Below are 17,420 nucleotides of genomic sequence, written 5' to 3' on the forward strand. Positions count from 1 at the left end.
TGCGGGAGAGGGGTTGGGGGGCGAGGGTGTCTTGGCGTCACGGCAACACCGCGTACCCTCTCCCCCGCCCCTCTCCCATGAATGGGAGAGGGGAGACCCGCTGTCACACGCTTCGCGTGGCCACCACCGGCGGCACCGCCGCCGCGCGCAGCGCGGGGCCGAGCACGGCGAGTTGCCCCAGTCCCCACAGCGCCAGGGCCCCCACCGGCAGGTAGTACAGCGGCAGGTGCGGCAATTCGTAGAACTTCATCAGCGCCGCATTCAGCACGAAGGCCAGCAGCATGCCGATGGCAATGCCCAGCGTGACGATCAGGAAGTTCTCGGTCTGGAAATAGCGCAGGATGTCGCCACGCGTGGCACCGATCGCACGGCGGATGCCGATCTGCTTGCGCCGCTGCGCCACCCAGAAGCTGGCCAGGCCCACGATGCCCAGCGCGGTGACGCCCAGCAGCGCCACGATCACGCCGATGAGCATGCCGGCCATCGCGCGATCGGTGGCGAAGTTTGCCGAACGCAAGACGGGTATCGATTGGCTGTTCTCGCGATCCAGCACCACGTGCGGCGCGATGGTCGCCACCGCATTGCGTGCTTCGGTCATCACGCGCTCCAGATCCTGCGGGTTCGCGCGGATCAGGTAGGTACCGGCCAACGTCCCACCGGGTAGCGCAGGTACGAACGCCGACCATTCCGCCCTGCCGCCGCCGTTCGCACCCGCACCCATGAAGTTCGCCACCACACCGATCACGCGGTACTGGTATGGCCCCGTCCAGAACATCTTGCCCAGCGGACTCTCGCCCGGCCACAGCTGATCCGCCAGGGCACGACTCACCAGCACGCGTGCGGAAGGCGGCAGCCAGGCCTTGTCGGGTATGGCCTGATAGTCATCGGTATCGGGCATGGAACCGGCAACCAGTTGCAGGCCCAGCGCCTTGATCGTGCCCGGATCGCCCATGTAGTAATCGATCACGGTGCCGTAGTTCTTGTGATCCAGCGTGACGCCAGCCGTACCCGCCTGCGGGCCAAATGGCACGGAAGAGATCGCGTGGACGGATTCGACGCCCGGGATCGCAGCGAGGCCGGCGATCATGCGCGCGTTCAAGTCACTCGCCTCTTTCGGGTCGAAGCCCGTGACGACGATTTCGCCGAGCGAGGCTTCGTCCACGCCAGTGACGATATGCATGGCGGAGAGGCGGTTCGCGATGATGAACACCGCGTTGCACAGCACCGCGCAGGCCAGCGCGATTTCCATGGCGATGAGGAAAGTGGCGAGCTTGTGCTTGCGCAGCGCCACGAGGATGGGGCGGATGTGCATGGCAGGCGTCCTCACAGCGTCTTGAGTTGCAAAGCCGGGGCAATGCGGCTGGCGCGCAGCGCGGGCAACGTGCCCGCGAGCAAACTCACCGCAATCGCCAGCACAAAGGTCGTGACGAACATCGCCGTGTCCATGTGCACCAGATCGGAATACGGCGTCTGTTGCCGGCGCACCAGCCACAGGCCCACCAGCGTCAGCAGCCAGCCGCCGACGCCGCCAATGAAACCGATCAACCCCGCTTCGGTTAGGCATTGCGCAAACACCGCGCGATGCGAAGCGCCCAGCGCACGGCGCACGCCGATCTCACCGCCGCGACGCAGGAACTTCGCCAGCAGCAGGCCCACCGTGTTGAACAGACAGATGGCGAGGAAGGCGAACGCCAGCCACATTTGCAATTGCGCATCGCTGGGGATCACATGCTCGGCATCCAGCCAGCCCATCAGATCCAGCATGCGCGTGTCGGTCTGCTGGAAGCGACCCAGCGCCTTCTGCTGCTGCGCGTAATTGGCGATGAAGTCGCGATAGGCCGCCACCTTCGCCGCGCTGTCCAGCTCCACCCACAGCGATACCCACACGCAGGGCGAATTTTCCAGATGACCGGGCGCAGGTGGATTGCCCCAGCAGGTGTATTGCTGGAAATTGCCATTGTTGATTTCAAGCCCGGAGAAGTACGGCGTGAACACGTCCTCCGGCTTGGCGTAGGGATCAGCCCCTTGCCCGTTTGCACCGATGCCGCCCGCGACACTGTAGAAGCGCGGCGTGGGCCGCCACGGCTTCAACACGCCGACGATGCGCACATCGCTGTCCTTCAGGCGCAAGGTCTTGCCCACGCTGTCCCTGCCGCCGAACAGCTTGGCGTTGAGGTCGGACGAAATCACCGCCACACGCGCACGGCCCACATCGTCGGCAGGCGTCCACGCACCACCATATTCAAAAGGCACGCCGAACATCGGGAAGAAATCCGCCGTGGTTGAAGTCATCCCAAGCATCAACGGCGGCAGGGTGGAGTCGGGAGAACGCACCTTCACCGCGCTGTCCACCACCAGCGCCTGACGGTCGGCGGGATGCGCGTTCCACAGGTCCACCGCCGAGCGGTCGTCCATCATCGGCAGCGGGTATTTGTGATGCCCGTAATAGGAATTGTCGGGTGTCGGATCCACCTGCGGGTAGTAGAGATGCGCGCTCCTGCCCGGCAACGGATCGCCGGACAGGACGTGCATCACCGTCAGCGTGGTCATGCTGGCGCCAATGCCCACCGCGATCGCCAGCACCATCAGCGCGGTAAGCACGCGGTTGCGCTTCAGGCTGCGCAGTGCGAGGTCGAGGTAATAGCCGAACATCCCGAGACTCCTTGTTTATCACTCCCCTTTCCCGCTTGCGGGGGAGGGGTTGGGGGAGAGGGCGCCTTGGCATCACGGCCAGCCCGTACCCTCTCCCCCGGCCCCTCTCCCGCAAGCGGGAGAGGGGAGCAAAGCGAAACCCTCCCCCGAAGGGGAGGGAAAACCCTCACGCCGCGCGCGTGGCCGTCACCGGCGGCACGTTGGAGGCGCGCCGCGCGGGTACGAACACCGCGCACTGGCCCAGCACCAGCACCGCCACCACGCCGATCAGGGTGTAGACCACCGGCAGGCGGTCCATCTCGTAGTAACGCATCAACGCCAGGTTGAGGCACACGGCCATGGCGATGCCGATCACCGCACCGCTGCCGGCGATCAACAGGTTCTCCACCTGGAAGTAGTGCAGGATGTCGACCTTGCGCGCGCCCAGCGCGCGGCGCACGCCGATCTGGCGGTGGCGCTGGCCGACCCAGAAGCTGGTGAGGCCCACGATGCCCGCGGCAGTGACGCTGAGCAGGACGAGGCAGATCACGCCCATCAGGATCGCCATGCCCACGTCGGCGCGATAGGCCTTGGCGCGGATGTCGCCGAACGACGTCACGCTGTCGTCGTCGAGCACGCGCAACGGATTCACCTTGTACAACGTGGGCGCCGCCGCGCGCATCGTCGCATCCAGCTGGCCCGGCCTGGTGCGCACCGCGTAGCGCGAAAAATTCGCGTCCAGCCGCACCGGCACCATGGTGGAGTTCCAGGCGAAGTTGTTGGTCCAGGTGCCGCTGCCGGGTACCTGCAGGCGCGCCACCACGCCCACGATGGTGGTGGGCGAGCCGCTGCCGTCCACGTAGATGGCCTTGCCCACGGCTCCGCCCTGCGGGAACAGCTTGTCCGCCAGCGCCTGGGTGACGATCACGACCGGGTCCGTGAACTGGTCGCGGAAACCGTGATTCTGCACGTCGGTCGTAGTGAAGTTCCGGCCCGCCACCAGGCGCAGGCCGAAGGTGGACAGCGCGTTCTCGTCGGTGAAGTAGTACGTGGTACGGACGTTGCTGCCTTTGTCGGTGAAGTTGGTGTTCGGCTTGGTCGAAACGGCCCCGTTCCAGGAGGAATTGAGCAACGGGATCGAGTTGGTCGGCGTCACCGAGGCCACGCCAGGCAGGTTGCGCAGTGCGGCGAGGTCCTCCTTCTGCATGGCGTCGAGCTTGGCCACGCCGTCGGGCGTGTCTGCACTGGGCGCGCCCACCCATTGCTGGGTGACCAGGAACAGGTTGCCCTCGTCCAGCCCGGTCGGGCGGTTCACCCGGTCGATGCGCTGGCCGATGATGAAGATCGCATTGCAGACGATCGCCAGGGTCAGCGCGATCTGCAGCGCGATCAGCACCACGCCGGCCTTGTGCTTGCGCAATGCCGAGATCATGGGATGCAGTTTCATGGCGCGCTCCTCAATTGCTCTTCAGCTGCCACGCGGGCTGCACGCGCGAGGCACGGTAAGTGGGGTACAGCCCGGCCAGCATCGTGGCGGCCACGGCCACGAGCAGGGTGAGCACCAGCAGCGAGACGTCCAGCCGCGCCAACGTGGCGATGTCCTTGGGCATCACCCAGCCCACGCTGGCCACGCCCGCGCAGGTGAGCAGCAGCCCCAGCACGCCGCCGGCCACGCCGACCATGCCGGCCTCGGTGAGAAACTGCAGGTAGATCGCCTTGCGCGGCGCACCGAGCGCGCGGCGCACGCCGATCTCGGCGCTGCGGCGCAGGAACTTCGCCAGCAGCAAGCCGACGGTGTTGACCAGGCACACCAGCAGCAGGCCCAGCGCCACCAGCAGCGAGACCTTGGTGTCGCTGGGCACCACCTGCTGGTTGTCCAGCCATGCCGGCAGGTTGCGCAGGCGGTTGTTCGGCGCCCAGCCGAAGCGGCCGGCCTGCTGCTGTTCGTGTGCATAGCCCTGCAGGTAGTCGCGGTAGGTGGTCACCGCCGCCGCGTCGTCCAGCTCGGCCATGTAGGCGATCCATATGCACTCGGAATGCTGCAGGCCGACAAAGCCGGATTCCTTGGGCGTCGCGTTGCAATTGGTGTTGCCGTCGTTCGGGATATTGGCCTGGATGGCGGTCTGGAACGGCAGGAACACATCCTCCGTGCCGCTGTCGAAACCGCCCGAGTTGACCACGTCGTAGAAACGCGGCTGGGGGTTCCAGTTGTCCAGCACGCCGACCACGCGATAGTCGCGGCTCTCGATGTTGACGCTCTTGCCCACGCTGTTGGCGCCGCCGAACAGCTTCTGGTTGAGCTTGCTGCTGATCACCACCACCTGGGCGCGGTTGGTGTCGTCGTTGGCGCTCCAGCCACTGCCGTACAGGAACGGCACGTCCAGCATCGGGAAGAACTCGCCGTATACCGCATGGCCGCTGACGTTGATCGGATGCTTGGTGGCCTCCGCGGGCACGACGGAGGGCGAGATCTGGTACATCGCGGACTGCAGCTTGGCGCGATGGTCGCGCATCAGTGCCGTCGCGTCGGTGTAATCCATCGCGTTCGGCGGATCGCCGTTGGCGTTGCGCCCGTTCGGCCCCCAGTTGTCGATCTGCGGCACGAACAGTTGCGAGGATTTCCACGGGATCGGATCGCCCGACACGGCACGGAACACCGACCACGAGGTCATTGATGCGGCCACGCCGAAACCGATGGCCAGCACCATCAGCATAGTGAGGCCCGGGCTGCGTTTCAGGCTGCGCAGTGCCAGATCCAGGTAATAGGCGAACATTTCGTCTCTCCGTTGTCATGCCCCTCTCCCGTCGGGAGGGGGTTGGGATGAGGGCTCGGGCGGAGCGGAATGCCCCGCTCCGCCCGAATCCTCATCCGCCCTTCGGGCTCCTTCATTCGGCACATCCATGTGCCTCGCCCTCGGCCGGCTTTCGCCGTGCAAATCGGCACTCCTGCCGATTTGTCTCCCAAAGGGAGAAGGGAAACTCACACGCTGCGCGTCGCCTCCACCGGCGACACGCGCGAGGCGCGCAGCGCCGGCGCCAGCACGGCGCCCTGCCCCAGCAGCAGCAACGCGAGCACACCGGTGCCTATGTAGGCCATCGACATGTGATCCATCGCGAAACGGGTCATCGTCCACAAGTTGAAAACCATGGCCAGCACGGTGCCCAACGCCACGCCGGCAGCGCTGATCAGGAAGTTTTCGGTAAGAAAGTACGCGAGGATGTCGCGCTGCTTGGCACCCAGCGCGCGGCGCACGCCGATCTGCTTGCGGCGCTGGCCTACCCAGAAGCTGGTGAGGCCCACGATGCCGGCGGCGGTGATCGCCAAAAGCACCACGCAGATGATGCCCATCAGGATGGCCATGCCACGGTCACTCTCGTAGGCCTTGTGACGGATGGTGGCGTAGTCCTGGATGCCGTCCTTGGGATCGATGATGCGCATTCTGTTCAGTGCGAACAGCGCCTTGGGTGCCTCGCGCATCGCCGCGGCAAGCTGGCCCGGCTTGGCGCGCACGATGTAATTGATGCCGTATGGATTGTCCAAACGCATTGGCCAGATCAACGACTGGCCGGCATAAGGCTTGTTCCACAGATCCGTGCCCTGTCGATGCAGTTCGTCGACGATACCAATGATCGTGGTCGGAACCGTGCCCATCGAATAAAAGGACTTGCCCAGCGCCGAGCCATCAGGGAACAGCCGGTCGGCCAGCGTCTTGGTCACAATGACCACCGGCGGAGTGATCATCTCCTGGGGGCCCATGGCGGCGACTTCGTCCGGGCGAAAATTGCGCCCCGCGATCAGCCGCGTACCCAAGGTATCGAGCAGGTGCTCATCGCCCAGGTATACCGCCGAGTCGGTGGTCATCTTGACCTGCTCGGGCGTCATCATGACGTAATTGTCCCAGCCGCTTCCCTGGAGCGGATAGCCATTGCTGGGCGAGGCATCGCTCACCCCAGGCAGTTGTCGCAACGCAACCATGTCCGCCTGCATCTGTGCGTCGATCTGCTGCGGGGACATGTTCCCGGCCCACTGGTTATAGATCACGAACACGTCGGCTTCATCAACGCCACTGGATTCGGACAAATGTGCCAAGCGTTGATGAATGATGAACAGCGCGTTGCACACGATGGCCAGCGTCAACGCGATCTGCAGCGCGATCAGCAGGGTGCCCGCCTTGTGCCGGCGCAACGCGACGAGGATGGGCCTGATCTGGATGTTCATGGCTTGCTCCTCAGCTCGATTTCAACTGCCAGGCCGGCTGCACGTGCGCCGCGCGCCATGCCGGATAGAACGCCGCCATCACGGTGGCGGCGATGGCCACGGCAAACGTGAGCGCCACCAGCGACGGGTCGAGTCTGGCCAGCTTCGCGATTTCCGGCGGGAACAGCACGCCCACACCAGACACGCCCAGCGCGGTGAACAGCAGTCCCAGCACGCCGCCGGCCAAACCCACCGTGCCGGCCTCGACCAGGTATTGCGCATAGATCTCGCCGCGCGTCGCGCCCAGGGCGCGGCGTACGCCGATCTCGCCAGCACGCCGCATGAATTTCGCCAGCAGCAGGCCGATGGTGTTGACCAGGCAGATCAGGAAGAAACCAAGAGCCACCGCGAGCGAGATGCGGCTCTCCGGCGGAACCACTTGCTCGTGGTCGAGCCACTGCATCACATCGCGCAGGCGAACATTGGGTGCCCAATCGAAGCGGCCAGCCCGCTGCTGGTCGGCTGCGTAGTTCTCAAGGAAGCGACGGTAACGCGCGGCCTCGGTTGCACTGCCCAATTCAACCCAAGGCATGATCCACACGCAGTTGCTCTGCAAATAGTCCTGCCAAGTCGTGAAAGTGAGCTTGCCCCGACAACTGTTTCGCCCGGCGGTGCGCATCTGCAGGTCAAGCGCACGAGTGAACGGCATGTAGAAATCCGGTTCGTCGGCGAAATAGTCGGTATCGAACAAGTCGTAGAAGCGCGGGTGCGGGTTCCAGTGACTGGCGATGCCAACGACACGATAGTCATGGCCGCCGAAATTGATCGTTCGTCCCACGCTGTTGGCACCACCAAACAATTTCTGGTTGAGCCGCTCGCTGATCACCACCTCGGCACTGTGCGTCTGGTCGTCCTGTGCGCCCCAGCCATCGCCGTACTCGAACGGCACATCGAACATTGGAAAAAAGTCGCTGTAGACGGCATAGCCATTCGCGGCGAGGGGCATATCGTGATCGCCTTCTGGCATCACCGATACTTTCACCGGATACAGCAATGTCTGGCGCTTCGCCTCGTGCGCCCGCATCAGCGCCATCGCGTCGATGTAATCCAGTGCCTCCGCCGGCTCGCCGCCCTTCAGGTTTTGTTGCGGGCCCCAGGCATCCACCTGCGGCGTGAACAGCTGCGCCGACTTGTCCGGGATCGGGTTGCCCGACACCGCGCGGAACACGGAGTACGTGGTCATCGACGCGGCCACGCCGAAGCCGATCGCCATCACCATCAGCGCAGTGAGCGCGGGATTGCGGCGAAGGCTGCGCAGGCCGAGCTGGAAGTAGTAGGTGAGCATCTTCAGCCCTCCACACTCGGGCCCCTCTCCCTTCGGGAGAGGGGTTGGGGCGAGGGTTCGACCAAAGCGCGGCACCGCGCTCCGCCCGTACCCTCTCCCGCCCGTTGGGCACCCTCCCCCGCAGGGAGAGGGGAAAAAGCACGCGCCGTCCCGGAGATGAGAGCGCTCATTGCAGCAGCCCGTTGACCGCTTCCAGGTCGTGCATGTCGATGGTGCCGGCGGCCTGCTTGAGCAGCAGCTTGTCGAGGATGAACTGGTACTTGGCCGCGGCGTACTGGCTCTGCGAATCGGCCAGGTACTGGATGGCGATCACCACGCTGGTCATCGATTGCGTGCCGATGGTGTAGCCCGCGCGCATCGAGGCCAGCGATTTCTGCGCCGCGTCCACCGACTCGCGCCCGCTGTTCACCTGCTCGATGCCGTCCTTCACCAGGTTGAAATAGTTGGCGGCGTCACGCGCAGCCTGGCGGCGCTGGCTTTCCAGCACGCCCTGGTCGGCATCGCGCTGATAGAGCGCCTGCTTCACTTGCGCATGGGTGAGGCCGCCGCTGAACAGCGGGATGTTGAGCGTGAGGCCCACCGTGGTAGTGGCCGGTCCGTAGGCGGCCGTACCCGGCATCGCGTTCGACCACTGGCCGAACTTGTTGTAGCCCACACCGGCGGTGAGCGTGGGCAGGTGGCCGGCGCGCGCCGCCGTCACCTTGTGCTCGTCGCTGCTCACGGCGTAGCGCGCGGCGAGCACGGTGGGATTGGTCTTCAGCGCTGCGTCCACCCAGGCCTGCTCGTCGTCCGGCTGCGGCCCCTGCATGGGCAGGTCGTCGCGCAGCTTCTTCAGCGTGCCGACCGGCTTGCCGGTGATCTGTTGCAACGCACGGCGCGCATCCTTGAGGTTGTCCTCCGCGCTGATGCGTATTCCCTTGATGTACAGATAAAGCGCCTTGGACTGATTGACGTCCGCCTCCATCGACAGGCCGTTCTTGAAACGCGCGGAGGTCTGGTCGTACTCCGACTTGTAGGCTTCCTCGTAGGAACGGTCGATGTCCAGCATGTCCTGCGCCTGCAACACGCCGAAGTAGGCACTGGCCACGCGCACGTAGAGGTTCTGCAACGCGGCCTGGTAGGTCTGCTCCTGTGCATCGTCGGACGCATGCGCCGCGCGCAGGTTGGCGATGGCGGACAGGTCGAGGATCGGCTGGCTGAGGTTGCCGACGAGGTTGCGGTCACGCACGTGGCCGCCGCCTCCGGTGTCGACGATGTTGCCGTTGCTGTCGGTGGTCTGGGTGCTGCCACCGCTGTGGATCTGGTCCAGCTCCAATCCGGCGGACAACTGCGGCAGCAGCGCCGAACGGGCTATCGGCACGCCTTCGGCCACCATCAGCCGCTGCGCGTCGGCGGTGGCCAGCACCGGATCGTTGGCGATGGACTGCCGATAGGCATCCATCAGGTCTTCGCCGTGCCCCACGACGGGGGCGACGGCGAGCAGGAGCAGCACGGGCAGCAGCTTCAAACGCATGGACTGGACTCGCAGCAGGCTGATGGTCTACGGGCGCTTCAGGCCGGATTGGCGTTGCCGCGTGCGGCGGACACGCTGGCATGGAAGCGCGGGTCCACCGACAGGTCGACCACCTGGCCGTCGATGATGTGCACGTTGCGCTGCGCGCGCGCGGCCAGCTCGGGATCGTGGGTCACCATCACGATGGTGGCGCCGTCGCGGTGGATCTCCTCCAGCAGCTCCAGCACGCCGCGGGCCATCTGCGTATCCAGGTTGCCGGTGGGTTCGTCGGCGAGCAGCAGGCGCGGCGAACCGGCCAGCGCGCGGGCGATCGCCACACGCTGCTGCTGGCCGCCGGAGAGCTCGGCCGGGTAGTGCTTGAAGCGCGAGGCCAGGCCCACGCGTTCCAGCGCGTCCATGATGCGCTGCTTGCGCTCGGGCGCCTTCATGCCGCGGTAGCGCAGCGGCACTTCGACGTTGTCGAACACGTTGAGGTCGGGGATCAGGTTGAACGCTTGGAAGATGAAGCCGATCTTCTCGTTGCGGATCTTCGAGCGCGCGTTGTCGTTCAACTGGCTCACCTCGATGCCGTCGAGGTGGTACTCGCCGCCGGTGAAGGTTTCCAGCAGACCCGCGATGGTGAGGAAGGTGGTCTTGCCCGAACCGGACGGACCGGTGACGGCGACGAACTCGCCTTCCTTCACGTCGATGTTGAAGTCGCGCAGCGCGTAGGTCTCCACCACTTCGGTGCGGTAGACCTTGGACAGGTGGGTCATCTTGAGCATGGTTCACGTTCCTCGGTGGTGGTGGATCTTTGAAGTCCCTCTCCCGTCGGGAGAGGGGTTGGGGTGAGGGTGCGATGCTTGCGAAACGATCCACGCAAGCCCCGTACCCTCTCCCGCCCTTACTCGCGACATCCCTGTCGCTCGCCCCTACGGGGCCAGCCTCGCTGTTCCGCAGGCGCATCCTGCGCCTGCAGGTCGGGCACCCTCTCCCAATGGGAGAGGGAAACCCCTTACCTGCTAATCGCGACGCGCTGCGCGCCCTTGAAGCTGTCGGTGCCGGAGATCACGATGCGGTCGCCTTCCTTCAGGCCCTGCAGGATCTCCACCTTGTCGATGCTGCTGGTGCCCACGCGGATCGGCGTCTTGGTGGCAATGCCATCCCTGACCACGTAGGCGTAGCTGCCGCCGGATTCGTCGACGAAGGAGCCGCGCTGCACGGTGAGCACGTTGTCGCGCTTGTCGAGCAGGATGCGCACGGACAGGCGCTGGTTCTGGCGCAGCTGCTTGGGTGTGGTGCCCTCGAAGCGCACGCGGGCGGCCACTTCACCGTTCACCACTTCGGGCGAGATCGCGCTGACCAGGCCCTTCCAGGTGTTGCCGTTGCCGCTGATCTCGCCGGTCATGCCGATCGCCAGGTCGCGGGCGAAGCTCTCGGGCACCTTCACCTCCACTTCCAGCGCGGTAAGGTCGATCACGCTGAGCAGCTGGGCGTCCTTGGCCACGGTGGCCACCGGCGCGATGAACAGCTGGCCGACCTGGCCGTCCACCGGCGACTTCACGTTGAGGTCGTCCACCTGGCGCTGCAGGTCCTGCACCACCAGCATCTGGTTGTCGTGCGCCAGCTTCTTCGCCTGGATGTTGAAGTTCAGGCTGTCGTTGCTCATGCCGAGATCGGCCTTGGCGTGCGCCAGGGCGATCTGCGCCTTCTCCAGGTCGTCCTTGGCCTTGTCGACCGCGACTCCGGTGGAGGCGCCGGCGGCGTAGGCCTTCTGCTCGCGGTCAAGGTTGTTGGCGGCGCTCTTCGCGTCGATCTGCGCGTTGTCGTAGTCCTTCTGCAAGGCGCCGCGCTTGGTACGCGCATCCACCTGCGCCTGCAGGTAGTCCACCTGCATCGCGTCGGCCTTGGACTGCTCCTGCGCCAGCTTGTTGTGCAGCTCGGGACTGTCGATCACGGCCAGCACCTGGCCCTTCTTGACCGCGTCGCCGGCGCGCACCTTCAGCACCGCCGCGCCACCGTAGGTGGCATAGAGCGTGGGGCTGTTCGCCGCCACCACCTTGCCCTCGGCGGCGATGTCGCGCACGAACAGCCCGCGCTCGACGGTGGCGAAGGCCAGCCGCGACGCGCTCACCGAGGCGTCGGCGGAAAACAGGCGGAGGATGCCCGGCATGAGGAGCCCCAGCACCACCAGCAAGGCCACGCCGCCGCCGATGTACATCATGCGGCGCTTGCGGTTGGGCTTGACCTCGACGATGCGGTCTTGAGCGGAAGTATCGCGAATCATCGTGCGTTCCCTGACCGCGGACAGTGCGGCCCCGCTCTCTGCTCAGCAATCTGCGTGCCAACGCGACACCCCGGAAAAAGACGTGTAATTTCCGTGATTTGCAGCCGCCACGTTTTGGAAGACCGGTGTCCGCGGACACTGGGCGGACACCGGACAAGGCCACGGCAAGCGCGGACACCGCCACGACATCGTGGCATACACTGCCGCGACGCCATGCGCCAACCTGGCCGCATGCCGCAACCGTCCGCCCGGGGAGCCGCAAGACTGACTTATGCCCAACGACACCATGGTCGAGGAACTCAACCGCGCGCATGCCCTGGCAGCCCGCTACTACTTCGGCGATGCGATGCTGGCGATGGAGCAGCGCGCGGTGTTCGCACGCAGCTGGCAGCTGGTGGCCCAGCAGGGACAGCTCGCCGAGCCGGGTGACCACGCGGTGGAGCAGGTCGCCGGAGTGCCTGTGCTGCTGGTGCGCGGGCAGGACGGTGTGCTGCGCGCCTTTCCCAACGTCTGCCGCCACCGCGCCGGACCGCTGGCGCTGTGCGACGGCAAAGGCATCCGCGCCCTGCACTGCAAGTACCACGGCTGGACCTACACGTTGGAAGGACAGCTGCGCAGCGCACCGGAGATGCAGGACGCCTGCGATTTCAAGATCGCGGACATCCGCCTGCCGCCGCTGCGCGTGCACGAATGGCAGGGCCTGGTGTTCGTCGCCTTGAGCGACGAGGTGCCGGCGTTCGACGAGGTCTACGGCGGCATCGCCGAGCGCATCGCGCCGATCGAACTGGCGGCGATGCGCTACCTGCGCCGCGACACCTACGACGTCGATTGCAACTGGAAGGTCTACGTCGACAACTTCCTCGAGGGCTACCACCTGCCGCACGTGCACCCGGGCCTGTCGCGGGTGCTGGACTACCGCGCCTACGACACCGAGCTGTTCGCGTGGCATTCGCTGCAGTCCTCGCCGCTGCGCGACAGCAGCGGAATCTATGGTGACGGCCAGGCGTATTACTACTTCGTCTACCCCAACGTGATGCTCAACATCATGCCGGGGCGCATGCAGACCAACCGCATCCTGCCGCTGGGGCCGGGCCGCTGCCGCGTGGTGTTCGACTATTACTACGCGCAGGACGAGGGCGCGCAGGCGCGCATCGCCGCCGACCAGGGTTTCAGCGACGAGGTGCAGCACGAGGACATCGCGATCTGCGAGGCGGTGCAGCAGGGCCTGGCCTCCGGCCATTACGTACCCGGCCGCTTGAACCCGAAACGCGAGAGCGGCGTCTGGCATTTCCAGAACCTGCTGCGCGCAGCCTACGCCGGCGCCGCCGGGGAATCCGCATGAGCGGCGACGTAGCGGCACCTGTGCACGGCGGACGCAAGATTGGCTTCTGGACCTGCACCGCGCTGGTGATCGGCAACGTGATCGGCATGGGCATCTTCGTGCTGCCCGCCTCGCTGGCGCCTTACGGCTTCAACGCGCTGATCGGCTGGGTCATCGTGCTGGCCGGCTGCCTGATGCTGGCCCGCGTGTTCGCGCAACTGGCCCGGGCCCTCCCCGATGCCGGCGGCCCTTACGGCTACATCCACCGCACTTTGGGGGAACTGCCGGCGTACCTGGCACTGTGGACGTACTGGGTGTCGGTGTGGATCACCAACTCCGCGCTGGCGACGGGCGTGGTCGGTTACCTGGTGGTGGTGTTCCCGCCGCTGGGCGCGCTGCCGCCGATGTGGTTCGCGCAGGGCCTGCTGTGGGCGTTCGTGGCGATCAACCTGTGCGGCGTGCGCACCGGCGGCGGCATGCAGATCCTCACCACGGCGCTGAAGCTGCTGCCGATGCTGGCGATCGCGCTGCTGGGCGGCTGGCTGCTGCTGACCGCGCCCGCCACGTACACCGCGCAACTGCCCACCACCCCGCTCACCCTGGGTGGCGTGACCGCTGCCTCGACGATCGCCCTGTTCGCGATGATCGGCATCGAGTCGGCCAGCGTGCCGGCGGCGCGCGTGGACGACCCGGCGCGCACCATCCCGCGTTCCACCATGGCCGGCACCATCCTCACCGCGGCGATCTACATCGTCGTCTCGGCGATACCGCTGCTGCTGATCCGCCAGCACGAACTGGCGGAGGCCAGCGCGCCGTTCGCACTGGTGATGGACCGCTACGCCGTCGCCGGCTCCGGGCGCTGGCTGGCGCTGTTCGTGGCGATCAGCGGACTGGGCGCGCTCAACGGCTGGACCCTGCTGGTGGGTGAGCTGACCTGCACGATGGCCGGCAACGGCGTGCTGCCCGCGGTGCTGGCGCGCACCAACCGCCACGGCACGCCGGTGCTGGCGCTGCTGGTCACCGGCCTGCTGGCCACGACCCTGGTCGCCATGAGCTACAGCAAGACGCTGGTCGCGGCGTTCACCTTCCTCACCCTGCTGGGGACGGCCGCCACCCTGCCGCTGTATCTCGGCTGTGCGCTGGCGCTGGGCATGCTGTGGCGCCGACGCCACGCCGCCTGCGCCACGCGCCGGACACTGGTGGTCGCGACCGCCTGCGTGCTGTTCGTGGTGTTCGCCTTCGTCGGCGCGGGCCGCGAACCGTTCCTGTGCGCGCTGGGACTGCTCGCGGTGGGCGTGCCACTGTATGCGCTGTCGCGCCTGCGTCGCCGCAGCGCCGTCGGGGCCATGTCGGAATGAGGGATCCGCGCTACGACATCCTGTTCGAACCGGTGCGGATCGGCCCGGTCACGGCGAAGAACCGTTTCTTCCAGGTGCCGCACTGCAACGGCATGGGCCATGCGATGCCGCTGGCGCACGCGGCGATGCGCGAGGTGAAGGCCGAGGGCGGCTGGGCGGTGGTCTCCACCGAGGAATGCGAGATCCATCCCAGCGGCGACCTCACGCCCTACGTCGAGGCGCGGCTGTGGGACGACCGCGACATCCCCGCGCTGGCGCTGATGTGCGACAAGGTGCACGCGCACGGCGCGCTGGCCGCGCTGGAGCTGACCCACAACGGCCCCACTGCATCGAACCTGTATTCGCGCGAGGTGCTGATCGCGCCTTCGCCGCAGCCGACCAAGTACGGCTATCCGCACCAGGCGCGCGCGATGACCCTGCACGACATCCGCGAATACCGGCGCTGGCATCGCGAGGCGGCAATCCGCGGCAAGCGCGCGGGCATGGACATCATCTACGTCTACGCGGCGCATGACTTGTCGTTGGCAATGCACTTCCTGCAGCGCCGGCGCAACCAGCGCGGCGACGAATACGGCGGCCCACTGGAGAACCGCGTGCGCCTGCTGCGCGAGGTGCTGCAGGACACGAAGGAGGCAGTGGGCGACCGCTGCGCGGTGGCGCTGCGCTTCGCCGTCGAGGAAGGGCTCGGGCCGGGCGGCGTGGAGCTGGCCGAGGCGCAGGACATCGTCGGCATGCTGGCCGAGCTGCCCGACCTCTGGGACGTGAACCTCGCCGCCTGGTACAACGACTCGGTGCCTTCGCGCTTCGCCGCCGAGGGTGCGCAGGAGCCCTTCATCGATTTCGTCAAGAAGACCACCAGCAAGCCGGTGGTGGGCGTGGGTCGCTTCACCTCGCCCGACACCATGGTGTCGCAGCTCAGGCGCGGCGTGCTGGACCTGATCGGCTGCGCGCGCCCGTCGATCGCCGACCCGTTCCTGCCGCGCAAGATCGAAGAAGGCCGCGTCGACGACATCCGCGAATGCATCGGCTGCAACGTCTGCGTCTCCGGCGACATGACCATCTCGCCGATCCGCTGCACGCAGAACCCGACCATGGGCGAGGAATGGCGCAAGGGCTGGCACCCGGAACGCATCGCCCCGGCGCGCACGCCGGCGCGTGTGCTGGTGATCGGCGCCGGTCCCGCCGGACTGGAAGCCGCACGCGCGCTGGGCCAGCGCGGCTTCGACGTCAGCGTGGCCGAGGCGCGCCGCGAACTCGGCGGCCGCGTCAGCCGCGAGTCGCGCTTGCCCGGACTGGCCGAATGGGCGCGCGTGCGCGACTGGCGCGTGGGCCAGATCAACAAGCTTGCGAATATAGCCGTCTATCTCGATTCGGCCTTGAGTGCGCAGGACGTGCTCGACTTCGGCGCCGAGCACGTGGTGCTGGCCACCGGCTGCCACTGGCACCGCGACGGCTATGGCCGCAGCCATGGCTTCGCGATCCCCGGCTTCGTCGACGGCGCTCGGATCTACACACCAGATGACCTGATGGACGGCCGCCTGCCGCAAGGCCGCGTGGTGGTGTACGACGACGACGGCTATTACCACGCCAGCGTCGCCGCCGAACTGCTGCACCAGCATGGCTGCGAAGTGATCCACCTCACGCCCGAGGACAGCCTCGCGCCGTGGACGCTGAATACGCTGGACTACCGGCATGTGCGCAAGCGCATGGCCGAACTCGGCATCGAGGCAATGGTGTCGCACGACATCGTCGGCTACGCCGGCACCACACTCACCGTCGAGGACGTCTGGACCCATCGGCAGCACGAGCTGGCCTGCGACGCCGTGGTCACCGTCACCGCCCGCCTGCCCGACGATGCGCTGTACCAGCAGCTGCGGCAACGCGAGGCGGAGTGGACCGATGCCGGCATCCGCACGCTGCGCTGCATCGGCGACGCCGAGGCGCCGGGCCTGATCGCGCACGCGGTCTACGCCGGCCACCGCTACGCGCGCGAACTGCAGGAACCGGCCAGCGGCGAGGTCGCGTTCAAACGGCATTTCCACACCGCCGACGCCGACGACCTGCGCCGCCCGCGCGGTTAGCAGCCCAGGGCCAGCCCTTCGGCCCGCGCGATGCCGCGTGCGATCCCGCCGCCCAGCGCGGAGACTCCCACCGCAGGCAACGCCTCCAGCACCTCCAGCCCGGCCAGCCGGCGGCAGCGGAAATCCAGCAGCTGCGCCGCCGCGACGCGTTCGTCGCCGCGGCGTTGCCTGCACGCGGCATGCACCGGCATGCCTGCCGCGAGCAAAGCATCCCAGCCGAGGTAGTCGCTGTCCGGCAGCAGATGCAGGCGGGCGCACAGGCGACCATCGCGGGCGCGGCACTCCAGCCATTCGTACGGGCCATCGCTGCCGATCGCGCAGGCGGCGACCAGCCAGCGCACGCACAGCAAAGGCGCCAGCTCGCGGCATCCCGCCAGCAGGCCGGTGACCGCATCCGCCGGTGCCGGCACCGCGCACGGCAGGTACAGCACGGGCCCCGCGGCCGGCAAACGATGCGCAAGCAACCGCGGCGTGATCCGCAGCCAGCGGCGCTCCACTTCGACGCCGACGGCACGTGGACAGACATGGGCAAGATGGGTAGCCAGCCAACCGAACATTGCGGTCTCCGTCGTGGCTGGCTGGCGCGGGCGCGACGATGCGCTGTGCTGGCGATGATCTGGCTCCCCTCTCCCGCTCGCGGGAGAGGGCTGGGGGAGAGGGTATAGGGCTTGCGTTGAGTCGCCCCGCACGGAGCGTTGCTCCAAGCC

At 66.8% G+C, this 17,420-nt stretch carries 13 protein-coding genes; 3 read left to right on the top strand and 10 right to left on the bottom strand.

Annotated elements, in window-relative coordinates:
* Positions 1-103: 103 nt before the first annotated feature.
* From ABQJ54_RS05645 to ABQJ54_RS05685, 9 genes are all read right to left on the bottom strand, one after another.
* On the bottom strand, positions 104-1,312 hold the full coding sequence (locus ABQJ54_RS05645; RefSeq protein WP_367853289.1) for an ABC transporter permease: 1,209 nt from the start codon (positions 1,310-1,312) through the stop codon (positions 104-106).
* A gap of 11 nt (positions 1,313-1,323) precedes the next feature.
* The gene (locus ABQJ54_RS05650) at positions 1,324-2,652 is read right to left on the bottom strand and encodes an ABC transporter permease (RefSeq protein ID WP_367853290.1); all 1,329 of its coding nucleotides are present in this window, start codon (positions 2,650-2,652) and stop codon (positions 1,324-1,326) included.
* A gap of 166 nt (positions 2,653-2,818) precedes the next feature.
* Complete coding sequence (locus tag ABQJ54_RS05655) at positions 2,819-4,078, bottom strand: ABC transporter permease (RefSeq protein ID WP_367853291.1); 1,260 nt, start codon at positions 4,076-4,078, stop codon at positions 2,819-2,821.
* Between the two features lie 10 nt (positions 4,079-4,088).
* The gene (locus tag ABQJ54_RS05660) at positions 4,089-5,405 is read right to left on the bottom strand and encodes an ABC transporter permease (RefSeq protein WP_367853292.1); all 1,317 of its coding nucleotides are present in this window, start codon (positions 5,403-5,405) and stop codon (positions 4,089-4,091) included.
* 206 nt (positions 5,406-5,611) lie between these two features.
* On the bottom strand, positions 5,612-6,850 hold the full coding sequence (locus tag ABQJ54_RS05665) for an ABC transporter permease (RefSeq protein WP_367853293.1): 1,239 nt from the start codon (positions 6,848-6,850) through the stop codon (positions 5,612-5,614).
* A 10-nt stretch (positions 6,851-6,860) separates the two neighbouring features.
* Complete coding sequence (locus tag ABQJ54_RS05670; protein ID WP_367853294.1) at positions 6,861-8,174, bottom strand: ABC transporter permease; 1,314 nt, start codon at positions 8,172-8,174, stop codon at positions 6,861-6,863.
* Between the two features lie 166 nt (positions 8,175-8,340).
* Complete coding sequence (locus ABQJ54_RS05675; protein WP_367853295.1) at positions 8,341-9,687, bottom strand: TolC family outer membrane protein; 1,347 nt, start codon at positions 9,685-9,687, stop codon at positions 8,341-8,343.
* Between the two features lie 38 nt (positions 9,688-9,725).
* Entirely contained in the window at positions 9,726-10,451 is a 726-nt protein-coding gene (locus ABQJ54_RS05680) for an ABC transporter ATP-binding protein (protein WP_367853296.1), read from the bottom strand.
* Between the two features lie 230 nt (positions 10,452-10,681).
* The gene (locus ABQJ54_RS05685; RefSeq protein WP_367853297.1) at positions 10,682-11,953 is read right to left on the bottom strand and encodes an efflux RND transporter periplasmic adaptor subunit; all 1,272 of its coding nucleotides are present in this window, start codon (positions 11,951-11,953) and stop codon (positions 10,682-10,684) included.
* A gap of 271 nt (positions 11,954-12,224) precedes the next feature.
* On the opposite strand from ABQJ54_RS05685, the gene ABQJ54_RS05690 reads away from it, so the two are divergent.
* The 3 genes from ABQJ54_RS05690 to ABQJ54_RS05700 are packed head-to-tail and all read left to right on the top strand — an operon-like array spanning position 12,225 to position 16,713.
* Positions 12,225-13,295 (top strand): aromatic ring-hydroxylating oxygenase subunit alpha, encoded by a 1,071-nt coding sequence (locus ABQJ54_RS05690; RefSeq protein ID WP_367853298.1) that lies wholly within the window; start codon positions 12,225-12,227, stop codon positions 13,293-13,295.
* Complete coding sequence (locus ABQJ54_RS05695; RefSeq protein ID WP_367853299.1) at positions 13,292-14,632, top strand: amino acid permease; 1,341 nt, start codon at positions 13,292-13,294, stop codon at positions 14,630-14,632. The genes ABQJ54_RS05690 and ABQJ54_RS05695 overlap by 4 nt, the downstream gene beginning before the upstream one ends.
* Positions 14,629-16,713, top strand: a complete 2,085-nt coding sequence (locus ABQJ54_RS05700; RefSeq protein WP_367853300.1) for an oxidoreductase — start codon at positions 14,629-14,631, stop codon at positions 16,711-16,713. The genes ABQJ54_RS05695 and ABQJ54_RS05700 overlap by 4 nt, the downstream gene beginning before the upstream one ends.
* On the opposite strand, the gene ABQJ54_RS05705 is transcribed toward ABQJ54_RS05700, so the two are convergent.
* Positions 16,710-17,270, bottom strand: a complete 561-nt coding sequence (locus ABQJ54_RS05705) for a hypothetical protein (RefSeq protein WP_367853301.1) — start codon at positions 17,268-17,270, stop codon at positions 16,710-16,712. The genes ABQJ54_RS05700 and ABQJ54_RS05705 overlap by 4 nt on opposite strands.
* Between the last annotated feature and the right edge of the window lie 150 nt (positions 17,271-17,420).

The organism is Rhodanobacter lycopersici (genome assembly GCF_040812335.1).
Classification (GTDB): Bacteria; Pseudomonadota; Gammaproteobacteria; order Xanthomonadales; family Rhodanobacteraceae; genus Rhodanobacter_A; species Rhodanobacter_A lycopersici.

Excerpts from the sequence above, each read along its gene's own strand:
- ABQJ54_RS05645 (WP_367853289.1), bottom strand. The coding sequence starts at position 1,312 with ATGCACATCCGCCCCATCCTCGTGGCGCTGCGCAAGCACAAGCTCGCC.
- ABQJ54_RS05650 (WP_367853290.1), bottom strand. The coding sequence starts at position 2,652 with ATGTTCGGCTATTACCTCGACCTCGCACTGCGCAGCCTGAAGCGCAAC.
- ABQJ54_RS05655 (WP_367853291.1), bottom strand. The coding sequence starts at position 4,078 with ATGAAACTGCATCCCATGATCTCGGCATTGCGCAAGCACAAGGCCGGC.
- ABQJ54_RS05660 (WP_367853292.1), bottom strand. The coding sequence starts at position 5,405 with ATGTTCGCCTATTACCTGGATCTGGCACTGCGCAGCCTGAAACGCAGC.
- ABQJ54_RS05665 (WP_367853293.1), bottom strand. The coding sequence starts at position 6,850 with ATGAACATCCAGATCAGGCCCATCCTCGTCGCGTTGCGCCGGCACAAG.
- ABQJ54_RS05670 (WP_367853294.1), bottom strand. The coding sequence starts at position 8,174 with ATGCTCACCTACTACTTCCAGCTCGGCCTGCGCAGCCTTCGCCGCAAT.
- ABQJ54_RS05675 (WP_367853295.1), bottom strand. The coding sequence starts at position 9,687 with ATGCGTTTGAAGCTGCTGCCCGTGCTGCTCCTGCTCGCCGTCGCCCCC.
- ABQJ54_RS05680 (WP_367853296.1), bottom strand. The coding sequence starts at position 10,451 with ATGCTCAAGATGACCCACCTGTCCAAGGTCTACCGCACCGAAGTGGTG.
- ABQJ54_RS05685 (WP_367853297.1), bottom strand. The coding sequence starts at position 11,953 with ATGATTCGCGATACTTCCGCTCAAGACCGCATCGTCGAGGTCAAGCCC.
- ABQJ54_RS05690 (WP_367853298.1), top strand. The coding sequence starts at position 12,225 with ATGCCCAACGACACCATGGTCGAGGAACTCAACCGCGCGCATGCCCTG.
- ABQJ54_RS05695 (WP_367853299.1), top strand. The coding sequence starts at position 13,292 with ATGAGCGGCGACGTAGCGGCACCTGTGCACGGCGGACGCAAGATTGGC.
- ABQJ54_RS05700 (WP_367853300.1), top strand. The coding sequence starts at position 14,629 with ATGAGGGATCCGCGCTACGACATCCTGTTCGAACCGGTGCGGATCGGC.
- ABQJ54_RS05705 (WP_367853301.1), bottom strand. The coding sequence starts at position 17,270 with ATGTTCGGTTGGCTGGCTACCCATCTTGCCCATGTCTGTCCACGTGCC.